The organism is Okeania sp. SIO3I5, assembly GCF_010672085.1.
Classification (GTDB): Bacteria; Cyanobacteriota; Cyanobacteriia; order Cyanobacteriales; family Microcoleaceae; genus Trichodesmium.
This window is the reverse complement of sequence record NZ_JAAHHT010000006.1, coordinates 16,059-27,018: the sequence shown is the minus strand read 5'-3', so window position 1 is coordinate 27,018 and position 10,960 is coordinate 16,059. Positions and strand designations below refer to the sequence as shown.

The window sequence follows — 10,960 nt, the reverse complement described above, 5'->3', positions numbered from 1 at the left end:
GACTGTTGATATTTCACCAAAAGTGCAGGAATATAATCATAACCATCTACTCCAATAACTGGCAAAATTTCTGACCGTTTCTGCTCTAAAATTTCATTAAAATCTTCTCCCAATTGCCCCTTCAATACAACCATCAAACCAGCAGTTTGCCGCCATTCATTACTACCAATTTGCTCCAAAAGATACATACCCAAACAACCTGCAAAAACAGCTTTTTCCAAATTTTGTAAATTATAGTAAGCCTGAGCAAGATAAGCCAAATTCAAACCTTGCAAATATAAATCTCCAGAATATTGAGCAGCTTGCCAACCCCCAGCTAAATATAACAAGGCGTCTTCAATTTTTTCTAAAGCGACTGTTGATATTTCACCAAAAGTGCAGGAATATAATCATAACCATCTACTCCAATAACTGGCAAAATTTCTGACCGTTTCTGCTCTAAAATTTCATTAAAATCTTCTCCCAATTGCCCCTTCAATACAACCATCAAACCAGCAGTTTGCCGCCATTCATTACTACCAATTTGCTCCAAAAGATACATACCCAAACAACCTGCAAAAACAGCTTTTTCCAAATTTTGTAAATTATAGTAAGCCTGAGCAAGATAAGCCAAATTCAAACCTTGCAAATATAAATCTCCAGAATATTGAGCAGCTTGCCAACCCCCAGCTAAATATAACAAGGCGTCTTCAATTTTTTCTAACGAGACTCTTGATATTTCCGCAAAAGTTCAGAAATATAATCATAACCATCTACTCCAATAACTGGCAAAATTTCTGAGAGTTTCTGCTCTGAAATTTCATTAAACTCTTCTCCCAATTTACCTTTCAATACAACCATCAACCCAACAGTTTTTCCCCATTCATTACTACCAATTTGCTCTAAAAGATACATACCCAAACAACCTGCAAAAACAGCTTTTTCCAAATCTTGCAAACCATAATAAGCTTCAAGAGATAAGCCAAATTCAAACCTTGTAAAGTCTTTGTTGCATGAAATATAGCTGCCGCACTTGGGACCCATATGTACAAGAATAACGCGCGGAAACTACTGTAACTATTGGACAATAAATAAATAGAACATCAATCTTTGAAATAAAAAAGCTGAAACCTTTACAAGTAAAAGTTTTGAGAGTAAATCAGTCAGCCCTAACTATTGGACAATAGTAAATAGAAAATCAATCATCCCGTGTCAGGAGCGCTCGCTCTTATTACAGAGTTCTAACTATTGAACAATAGTAAATAGAAAACTAATCATCCCGTGTCAGGAGCGCTCGCTCTTATTACAAAGTTCTAACTATTGAACAATAGTAAATAGAAAACTAATCATCCCGTCTCAGGAGCGCTCGCTCTTATTTCAGAGTCCTAACTATTGGACAATAGTAAATAGAAAACTAATCATCCCGTGTCAGGAGCGCTCGCTCTTATTTCAGAGTCCTAACTATTGGACAATAGTAAATAGAAAACTAATCATCCCGTGTCAGGAGCAATTAAGCTGCGGAATGGATGTTAAGAACGCTACTTTCATGGAACAAAGCCCCTTGTAAATATAAATCTCCAGAATATTGAGCTGCTTGCCAACCTCCAGCTAAATATAACAAGGCGTCTTCAATTTTTTCTAAAGAGACTGTTGATATTTCACCAAAAGTGCAGGAATATAATCATAACCATCTACTCCAATAACTGGCAAAATTTCTGACCGTTTCTGCTCTAAAATTTCATTAAAATCTTCTCCCAATTGCCCCTTCAATACAACCATCAAACCAGCAGTTTGCCGCCATTCATTACTACCAATTTGCTCCAAAAGATACATACCCAAACAACCTGCAAAAACAGCTTGCTCCAAATTTTGCAAACTATAATAAGCTTGAGCAAGATAAGCCAAATTTAAACCTTGCAAATATAAATCTCCAGAATATTGAGCTGCTTGCCAACCACCCGCTAAATATAACAGCGCATCTTCCGGTTTTTCTAATACCATAAATGCAATTCCTAGACTACTAAAACAAAGAGACTTACTCTGACCATCCCCTAAATTTTCTGACAATTTCAAACCCTGTTGTAAATAATTAATCGCAGTTTCATAAACCTCCGTTTCCATCACTTCTTGTTGTCTAGCTTGGAAAACTTCACTAAAAGCAAAATTAGCTAAAGCATTAGCTTCCCCTCTTTTATCCCCTACTTGTCGGGAAAACATTAACGCTCTTTGACTATAATTAATTGCCTCACCATAATCCTTCATCGCCACACAAGTCCGACTCAAATGATTCAAATTAGCAATTTCACAGGATTTATCCTCCGTTTCTTGAGCAATTTTTAAAGCTTGTTTATGAAATTCCATTGCCTTTAAATATTGCCCTAAAGTCTGCTGAGAATAACCCAATAAAGTTAAAATTCTCCCCTTAGCTTGAGTACCTTGAATTCTTTGCAAAGGTTCATCTAAATAACTCAGAGCATTCTGTAAATATTCTCCAGAAAAAGAAGCAAAAATTCCACCATAAAGAGGAAAATATTCTCGTTGAGAAAAGGCGCGCAGAATTTGCAATGTCACCTGAAAACAAGAATTATTTAAACTAGGTCTAGCCTGAAAACCATCAGCTAACTGACACCAAATAGCAGCAAAAGTCAAAAAAGTAGAAATAGATAATTTTGCTCCTACCTTCGCATCATAAATTAACTTATCAAACCATTCTACTAATCCCCTTTGTAAACATTGTAAAATTATTGCCAATTCAACTAGATCACTCCCTTCAATACTAGCTTTACCAGCAAATTCTACAATAGATTTTTCCAAAGCAATAGTATTAAATAAACCCTCTGGAAAAGAGCTATTTACTTGTTTTGACCATAATACCCACGGTCCCCTCTGTTCGGGAGTCCCACCAAATCCCAATTGTCCTCGACTTTGGTCATATATCCAACTTACCAAATAAGGTTGTAGTCGTTGCCAAGCTTCCAAACCTTTAGTAATACCAGTAGTAAACTGCTGCAAATCTTTTTGTAGGTCTGAGTCAGTAGTTTGGGTTTTTTGGTCATGTAGAGTTTGGCCAAGTTTTTGTATTTGGTTAAGGGTAAGAGGCTGTTTTTGGTTAGGATCAATAGCATTAAGTAAACTGGTAAGACGTTCCCTACTTTCCGTATTAATAATTTGCTGTATAGAAGTAGCGATCGCCTCTTGAGTTTGATTTTGTTTTTCCCATTTTTCCCATTCTCCCTGAATAGTTTTTAATGCTCGTAAACGACGATTAGCTTTTGCTTGTTTTAGCTCATCTGTTTCTATATCTACCTGATTTTTAATAGTTTGGAAACGTTCATCAAAACAACGTTCAAATATTTCTCCCGTACCACTACTAATTTCTTTAACAAGCATTTGATAAACTTGTTCTTTGGAGCGAATTTTGCCTTGAAGAGTAATTTCTATAATATGGTCAATTAGATTTAGATAGCGTTCTTGCCAAGAAATAGATTCTGTCATTTTAGTTATTAGTTATTAGTTATTAGTTATTAATTTTCATTCTATATAACAATCCTAAATAGGTTGTAATATTTTATCAAAATCATTCGGTCTAATACCAATTTAAAAAAATAATGTTACAAATAATAAGGGCGATAAAAAGACTTTACAGAAGATGTCTCTTGGAGGAATTGAATAAGTTATGAAGTAAGAATGGCTAATAAGCTATTCCCATACGACCCCTGACTCCTGACTCCTTAAACAAACTAGATATTTATAGCAAACATTTATCACGCTTGGTATAAAACCACGCCTTGATCGGCGAAATATTTTTGGAGCAGGGATCAAATCCCCGTTAAAAAAATAACTTCTGACTTCGGATTTCTAACTTCGTTAACGTAGGGGTTTGGTTTCCAAACCAAAATTAAAATAGGATTTGGAGACCAAACCCCTACAGTTTTTTTTGACACATCATTTACAATTGCTGCAGTTATCTTAAATTATTAAAGTCAAGGAAGAAATAAGAAGTAAGAAAGCAATTGATTGAGCAGTATTATACCATTTATCAAAAGTAATTCTCTTCTTTTTAAGAAAAGGTAATAATTATTAATTGTTAATTATTAACTGGAGAGTACAAAGTTCTTCTAAAAAAAGATTTGCCCTCAAGACTGAAAGTATTACTGGAAAAGGGTTGCATAGTCTAAAGCTATCACGGGAGAGTTTCTCACCTTGATAACTCTGAAAGCCTTAGCTAACAATAGTTATTCCAAGAACTTTGCACTTTCTAGTTATTTTCTAGTTATTAATTATTAATTATTAATTACCAATCTATGACTAAAAACATATTTTCAAACATTTGATTAATTGTATCTTCTATATTATCTACAGTTACAGAAGTACGGCCTTCTAAAAATTCTTTTAGGGTAATTTTTTTATTTTTAAAATCCTTGACAAAATCACGCAATTTTTTCAAATAACTTATCTCTAATCTTGTTTCTTCTAGCATAATTTTTATCAAATCTTCTCCATTTTGCTTTGCTTTCCGATACTGTTTAACCATATTACCTTGAGGAGTATTTTTTACCTCTCGTAATTCTGCTTTAACTTGTTCATACTGTTGAGACAATAATTCAATTTCTTTCCCTAAACGTTCACATTCTTTTTCACTATCATTTTGGTTAAAATTTAGTTTTTCTTGATTTTTCTCCCGTTCAATCTCTAGCAACCTAGCCAGATCGCCACTTTGATAAGCAACATTAATTTCTTTCATTATTTCGGTATAGAGAACACGAGTTTCCTCTTCCGTTGCTTTATCAGGATGAAATTTATCAGCTAATTTTAAGAAAATTTTTCTTAAATCTCTACTTGGACGTGGTTGAGAAATATCTGGTTGTTCGTAAAATTCAGAGTAATTTTTATCATCATCATAATCATCTTCAAAAAAGTCTTTCTCCGTTGAATCTTCCGAATTATCTCTAACATCATCTTGAAAATTTGCTGATGATGATTGAAAAAAATAGTCTGGTCTTAGAGAAATTCTCCCTGTTAGTTGTAAAGTTCGATAAATATCTATAACTTTTTGCTTTTGAGGTTTTCCTAAACTTTTCTTACTTAGAATTTTCTCAAAGAGAGCATGAATTTCTCGATCCAAGTTATTAATTTTTTCATCAAACTCTCTACTTTTATTAAACATTTCTTGATTCAAGATTTGTATCTGCTGAGTGAGGTTAGATAATTCAGTTTTTTTCCGCTTGATTTGAGTCAGAAGTTTTTTGTGTTTTTCGTTTAGAAAATCCATTCTAGCATGAACAGAAGAAAATGATAGAGAATTTTCTTGAGATCGAGAATTATAGATAACTGTTTTTTTAGCTTTTCTTGGCATAATAAATATCTTGACTATTATTTTAGCAATTGGCAATTTAATATTTTATAGTTTATCGTAATTTACTTAATGTGTCACCTGTAAGCATTCAACTCTTAGTAGTCAACTATCAGCAATTAATAATGAATCATTAAAGTGATTAAAAATTTATATCAGCTCAAAAATAGTATTAGACTTCTTGCAGAAGTCAGGGAATAGGGAATAGAGAATAGGGAATAGGGAATGAAATCAACAGTTTCATCTCTTGAATTTATTTCATTTTTGATTTTTTGAGATGTCTATAGTCAGGGAATAGGGAATAGGGAATAGGGAATAGGGAATGAAATCAACAGTTTCATCTCTTGAATTTATTTCATTTTTGATTTTTTTGAGATGTCTATTGATAAAGATAAAATTTAAGTATAGTAAACTTTTTGATAATTGATATTAACTAGCTATCAGCTTTTTGAATTTAAAAATACGAAGTTATCTGTTCCATTAAAGTTTGGTGATAGAGTTGAACTTAATTTATACTCTCATAACATAAAAAAAACAGGGGATGCCAATCCCCTGTAGCCAACAGATTTACCAACAATATGCTTTTAATTCTTTTGTGGTATCTATATTAAGTTTTATTCGTTGCGCGTATCCAATTTTGAGGAATTTATTGTACTTATAATTTTAATATATCTAGCTCTAAGTTAAGCATTTTAGATCAAATTGTAATTTGATAATTTACACTTACAAATTAAAATTCTTGATTTTCAACTAGGTTAACTCTTTATTAGCTAATTTGTATATTAATACTATTATCCAAAAAAAGCAACCCTTGTTACAGTTTGTTACCATAATTTAGGAAAGGTTGATATACCTAGTGGACCGTTTCAGCTAAAACTGTGCATGATTATTTTAGGTTGTGGGAAGACAAGGAAGACAAGGAGGACAAGGAAGACAAGGTGGTAAGGGAGAAAAAAGCCTATTGCACCATTTAAGATGAAACAGTCCAGTAGGTTTTCTTCACTTGCCCTTCATCACTGTACTCATTCTGTACTTGACATACTCCCGACGTTGCCCTTCTATTCCCCCCTTTCAAAGGGGGGTTAGGGGGGATGGACAACGCGGGATTCTGAGCGTCTGGGAAACCCTGACCGCGGAGCATGACAGAGGTGATGTCCTCCCCCTGTTTTGACTTTGACAATAACAAAATGCTCCTAAAAGTGTCAAGGGCATATAAACGTTTAGCTTATGAAGGTATCCAAATCCTGGCCCTGGCTTTCATCCCGACGCTCCCCCTCCCCCCTTTCCAAGCTATCCCTTATAAGGAACTCTTGAAACCCTTGTGGGAGGGTGGTCCGGATGGGGAGGGTGGGGAGGAGGGGGAGGAAGAATTCTGTCTACATTCATAAAAAAGTGTGTTTTTCAATACACTTTTCTCCTGAAAAAGCCGATTCAAGACTAAAACATAACTTGTCTATGTTGTCAAGTTTTATGTTAAGAAAAATGTTTATAAAGCATAGCTTTCCAAGGGGGGTTAGGGGGGATGGAGAGCGCGGGACTTCCTGCCAGGAAAGTTAAAATGCAGCAAAAGAGGGTGAGTAGTAGCGGATTGAATAAACTTAAGTATGAGCACTTGCTCATACCATAAATCCTGGAAGCACAGTATAACTGTAATTACTAACTTAGCAGGTAGTGCAGTAATGTATCTACAAAGAAAAAGGATGATTTTCTCTGACTGGTGACTATATTCTGCCCTAGCAAGGGTTTCAGGGCTAGTCACCCAAAGTTAGTGACTGACTGGTGACTGGACAGTAACCAGTCTAGTGACTGGGCAGTAACCAGTCTAGTATTATGTATAGTAACAACAAGCCATAATACTAATAAATGAAATTTTCTGATTTAACCAAAAGATATCAAGTCACTCGCAGCGCTATGCGTAGAAGGCTCGAAGCAGTAGAGATAGACCTTCCTAAAGATAACCGTGGTTGGCTTTACGCCACTCCAGAACACCTGAAAACTCTAGACGATCTTCATCACCACTTAATCAATGGGGGAAGATTCTGTGATTATTCCCCAGCGATCGATGTAGAGCGAGCAGAGGATGAGGAACTGTATACCGAGGCGTCCAGTATACAGTCCGAACAGTATAGTATACAGGTTACTAGGCAGAGTGGCAGTGAAAAAACTACCTCCCCTATTGAATTGCTAGAGAAACTGGTAGGAGCGATCGCTACCAATATCCAACCAGTCAGTGACGTCGTGAGGAGGAATACAGAACTTCAGCAAGCAATGGATTGGGTTAATGATTTTCTTGGGGAACTGCTGACTTTGTTGCATGAAAGTAGCCTTCTTAAAATCCGTTCCGCTTTTCGGTTGCCAGAGCGGACATGAAAGGTGAACCTAGTGGCAGGTATATCACCCTCTTTCTATACATTGATGCGCTACCATTTATTGGCCAAGAATTAAATCGCTCAAAAGCTTTATAGGTATAAGTTTCAGCATTTTTTGAACAAAGATTGATGTTGGATTTATTTATTGGACAATAGTTGTAGAAGTATGAAGTATATGTGCGATAGCTTGTGCGCTGGCTATATGCTTTCATACAACAAAGCCGAACTGCCTACAAATCCCTTGTCAGGATTTAAAACTTGGGTGAGTGGAGGGCGGTTGATTGATGGGCAGCAAAAATTTAAAAATTTAGTTAGTCAGCAGGTATTTGACGACAAAATTATTTGACGCCCAAGTTTGTTGACTAAGTATTATTTTTTTAGGGTCGCGTGTAAACCCAACAGGCAAGATGCCTATTCCATAAGGTAAATATCTACAGGAAATTTAAGTTGTTTCGGGGTTAATACCCTTTTTTCCGGAGAGTTCCATAGATGAACATAAAAGAGTAGGAGAAGCGGAGCATTCCGAAGGATGGGATGGATGAGTTACCGGCGCCATATCTAATCTCCCAAAAGAGAAATAAATTTTGGTGGTGGTGCTGAGGAATGGTAGAGAGAGTGTGGGAGGTGTGGGAGGTGTGGGAGGTGTGGGAGGTGTGGGAGGTGTGGGAAGTGTCGGAAGTGTGGGAAGTGTGGGAAGAAATTACAAAACTTATGTATCTTCGCCATTCCTCAACAGGACTACCTAAATTTTTTCCTTCTTGGTCAATCCTCTCCCTTTTAGGGAGAGGTAATTATCCATTATCCATTAATGAAACCCAATTATATTGCTTTTAGGTTAATTTGGATACAACTTTTTTCATATCAGTTTAGTAATATCCATAAAAAAAAAGTTAAGTGCTAAAATCAGAGTAAAATATTTATTTTGCTTGAGAAAAAAACATTGAGCGATGCTAAGTAATATTTCTGAAGTCAAAATCCATCGACTACGATGGGCACTTACCCTGGGTTGGTGTCTCCTAATTATCTCACTATTCTACGATCCACTATCCAGTCAACTAACACAACCTTCCAATACACTGAGTCCGTTCAGACTCAATATAGAAAACTGCGTCCTGGTACAAGGAAAATGTCTAGAAGAGATACCATACCCGATGGGATCTCCTATTTTTTGGGGTATGATCGTGCCTTCTGCTATTTTCATTTTGTTTGTCTTAGGACACGAATTTTGGCGCCGGATCTGTCCCCTATCCTTTCTTTCACAAATTCCTCGTGCCTTGGGATGGGAACGTAAACGCGAGCGCATAAATCCGACAACAGGGAAAGTACGCAAGGAATTGGTCAAAGTTCCCAAAAATTCATGGCTAGGTCGGAATTATCTTTCCCTACAATTTAGCCTTTTTTTCTTAGGGTTGTGTAACCGCATTCTTTTTGTCAACTCTAATCGTTTGGCTTTAGGTTCGTTTTTAATATTCACAATTATTGCAGCAATAACAGTCGGTTACCTGTATGGAGGTAAAAGTTGGTGTCAGTATATTTGTCCGATGGCTCCCGTACAAAAGATTTATTCACAACCAAGAGCACTACTCAACAGTACCGCTCACGAAGGCGATCGCAAATCAATCACCCAATCTATGTGCCGCACGGTAAGTCAAAATGGTAAAGAATTGAGTGCTTGTGTGGCCTGTCAAAGCCCTTGTATTGATATAGATGCCGAAAAATCCTATTGGGATGAAATACCTCAGCAGCAATGGCTCTACTACGGCTATGTTGGCATTACAATTGGGTATTTTTTCTATTACTATCTTTATGCGGGGAACTGGGATTATTATTTATCAGGAGCTTGGGCTCATGAAGAAAACCAACTGGCTAATCTGATCAAACCAGGGTTTTATTTGTTAGACCAGCCTGTAGACCTTCCTAAAATCCTCGCAGTACCAATAACTCTGGGTCTATTTACCTTTGGCGCTATAGGTATTGGTAGTGCCCTGGAAAACATTTACAAGGCATATCACCATCGCCATCACCGATGGACTGACCCCCTAATCATTCGACATCGAATGTTTACACTGTGTACATTTTTCATTTTCAATTTCTTCTTTGTTTTTGGAGGCCACAATTTTATTCAGTTGTTGCCATCACCCTTGCCCGATCTTTTCACGGTTTTAATAGCAGTATGTAGTAGCTTGTGGCTTTATAGAACTTGGCAGCGCACTCCCAGTCATTATCAACGGGAAAGTCTGGCAAATCGATTGCGAAAGCAACTCAAAAAGCTGAATTTGGATAGCGCGAAGTTTTTGGAGGGGCGAGCGCTTGACGATCTTAGTGTGGATGAAGTTTATGTTCTTGCGAAAGTTCTGCCTGATTTCTCCCAAGAAAAACGTCTGCAAACTTACAAAGCAATGTTGCGAGATGCCATTTATGAGGGTTATGTAAAGCCTGCTAATAGTCTGGAAAACTTCAAGCAAATGCGACAAGAACTGGATATTTCTGATAAACAGCACGATACCATCTTAACAGAACTAGGCCAGGAATATCCTGATCTGTTCGATCCTCGTAAACAGTGGAATATAGGAAAGGCTTTGCGGTTGGACGGCTATAGAGAAACTCTCCTGGAAACTATCTTACGTTCTTGGAAAACTAACCGAGATCGAACCCAGGTTCCTGACTTGATGAAAGCATTCTCTGGGCAAACATCCAATGAAACGTTAGAAAACCTTTTGCAGAGTTTATCTCCAAAAGATCGCAACTTAGTTCAAAAACTTCGCCAAGAATATAGGATTACTAAAGATGATGAAGCAGATGCTCTTAAACACACTGATCCCTATCAGTTGTGGAAGGCGATCGCTAAACGTATTGGTTTGCTAGAATACATCAAATCTGGGGGAGAACAGGAACTCCGCAAAATTTTCCAAGATATTGATACAGATCGCTCAGGTGATATAAGTTTGTGTGAATTACGAAATTATATCCATGTTGTCGATCCCCATATTTCTTATGAGCAAATTGGGGAAATGTTGAAAGCTGCAGACACAAGTGGTGACGAGCGAATCAGTTATGACGAGTTTCAAGCACTTTTTAAGTCCTTGAAATCTTAGACAAAAATTGGCTGAAGAAGGAAGAGGGAAGAAGAAGGAGTCATATAGAATCCGGGTAATTAGTTATCGTATTACTGAGGAGTAATGAGTAATGAGTAATGAGTAATGAGTAAGGAGTAAGAAGTAAGGAGTTAGGAGTTAGGAGGTAGGAGGTAGGAGTTAGC

At 36.7% G+C, this 10,960-nt stretch carries 8 protein-coding genes and 1 pseudogene; 4 read left to right on the top strand and 5 right to left on the bottom strand.

Annotation, left to right across the window (positions count from 1 at the left end; all coding sequences use genetic code 11):
• The 5 genes and pseudogenes from F6K40_RS02200 to F6K40_RS02180 form a co-directional block, all read right to left on the bottom strand.
• Nucleotides 1-329, bottom strand: a pseudogene (locus F6K40_RS02200) (tetratricopeptide repeat protein); the annotation flags it as partial.
• A gap of 17 nt (nucleotides 330-346) precedes the next feature.
• Nucleotides 347-682 carry a hypothetical protein gene (locus tag F6K40_RS02195; protein ID WP_293130727.1) on the bottom strand — a complete coding sequence of 112 codons (336 nt, stop codon included), beginning with the start codon at nucleotides 680-682 and terminating at the stop codon, nucleotides 347-349.
• A 17-nt stretch (nucleotides 683-699) separates the two neighbouring features.
• On the bottom strand, nucleotides 700-1,023 hold the full coding sequence (locus F6K40_RS02190) for a hypothetical protein (protein WP_293130724.1): 324 nt from the start codon (nucleotides 1,021-1,023) through the stop codon (nucleotides 700-702).
• 594 nt (nucleotides 1,024-1,617) lie between these two features.
• The gene (locus F6K40_RS02185; protein WP_293130721.1) at nucleotides 1,618-3,474 is read right to left on the bottom strand and encodes a tetratricopeptide repeat protein; all 1,857 of its coding nucleotides are present in this window, start codon (nucleotides 3,472-3,474) and stop codon (nucleotides 1,618-1,620) included.
• A gap of 799 nt (nucleotides 3,475-4,273) precedes the next feature.
• Entirely contained in the window at nucleotides 4,274-5,335 is a 1,062-nt protein-coding gene (locus tag F6K40_RS02180) for a J domain-containing protein (RefSeq protein WP_293130718.1), read from the bottom strand.
• Nucleotides 5,336-7,195: 1,860 nt separating this feature from the next.
• On the opposite strand from F6K40_RS02180, the gene F6K40_RS02175 reads away from it, so the two are divergent.
• From F6K40_RS02175 to F6K40_RS02160, 4 genes are all read left to right on the top strand, one after another.
• Nucleotides 7,196-7,702: a hypothetical protein gene (locus F6K40_RS02175; protein WP_293130715.1), complete on the top strand. Its 507-nt coding sequence runs from the start codon at nucleotides 7,196-7,198 to the stop codon at nucleotides 7,700-7,702.
• Nucleotides 7,703-7,867: 165 nt separating this feature from the next.
• Nucleotides 7,868-8,047: a hypothetical protein gene (locus tag F6K40_RS02170; protein WP_293130712.1), complete on the top strand. Its 180-nt coding sequence runs from the start codon at nucleotides 7,868-7,870 to the stop codon at nucleotides 8,045-8,047.
• Between the two features lie 257 nt (nucleotides 8,048-8,304).
• Entirely contained in the window at nucleotides 8,305-8,535 is a 231-nt protein-coding gene (locus tag F6K40_RS02165) for a hypothetical protein (RefSeq protein WP_293130709.1), read from the top strand.
• 113 nt (nucleotides 8,536-8,648) lie between these two features.
• Entirely contained in the window at nucleotides 8,649-10,796 is a 2,148-nt protein-coding gene (locus F6K40_RS02160; RefSeq protein WP_293130706.1) for an EF-hand domain-containing protein, read from the top strand.
• Nucleotides 10,797-10,960: the final 164 nt, after the last annotated feature.

Bases quoted from the DNA above. Each gene is read 5' to 3' on its own strand.
- F6K40_RS02170 (WP_293130712.1), top strand. From the start codon at position 7,868: ATGAAGTATATGTGCGATAGCTTGTGCGCTGGCTATATGCTTTCATAC.
- F6K40_RS02165 (WP_293130709.1), top strand. From the start codon at position 8,305: ATGGTAGAGAGAGTGTGGGAGGTGTGGGAGGTGTGGGAGGTGTGGGAG.
- F6K40_RS02185 (WP_293130721.1), bottom strand. From the start codon at position 3,474: ATGACAGAATCTATTTCTTGGCAAGAACGCTATCTAAATCTAATTGAC.
- F6K40_RS02190 (WP_293130724.1), bottom strand. From the start codon at position 1,023: ATGGGTCCCAAGTGCGGCAGCTATATTTCATGCAACAAAGACTTTACA.
- F6K40_RS02160 (WP_293130706.1), top strand. From the start codon at position 8,649: ATGCTAAGTAATATTTCTGAAGTCAAAATCCATCGACTACGATGGGCA.
- F6K40_RS02180 (WP_293130718.1), bottom strand. From the start codon at position 5,335: ATGCCAAGAAAAGCTAAAAAAACAGTTATCTATAATTCTCGATCTCAA.
- F6K40_RS02175 (WP_293130715.1), top strand. From the start codon at position 7,196: ATGAAATTTTCTGATTTAACCAAAAGATATCAAGTCACTCGCAGCGCT.